This is a genomic window from Clostridioides sp. ZZV14-6387 (assembly GCF_020657835.1).
Classification (GTDB): Bacteria; Bacillota; Clostridia; order Peptostreptococcales; family Peptostreptococcaceae; genus Clostridioides; species Clostridioides difficile_A.
Map to the genome: position 1 here is coordinate 1 of NZ_JAGWCW010000151.1, position 304 is coordinate 304.

Below are 304 nucleotides of genomic sequence, written 5' to 3' on the forward strand. Positions count from 1 at the left end.
TTAATTAACTCTTGCTGTTTTTTATTTGGATACATTCTAAACTTATATGCTTTTTCCACTACTATCACCTCACTTTACTTGTTTTTCTGATTTTTCCACCCATCCTAATATTAACAAGGTAAATTTTTTTAAACAAGTATTTTAAAGGTTTTTATATTTATTTTTAAATAACATATGTAAGAACCGTAAGTCCTAACTTTTATCATTTTTGAGGTTGTCGTTCACATAAGTTCGCTACTACCTATGCAGTTCTCTTATGAACTTCTTACACTTTCATGTAAGCACAGACTATATCTTATCCTTC

At 28.3% G+C, this 304-nt stretch carries 1 protein-coding gene; it reads right to left on the reverse strand.

The genetic code is table 11. The features are described from left to right. The coding region (locus tag KGF38_RS20180; RefSeq protein ID WP_141657933.1) for a helix-turn-helix domain-containing protein at positions 1 to 68 on the reverse strand (68 nt) is incomplete at its 3' end. Positions 69 to 304 lie beyond the last annotated feature (236 nt).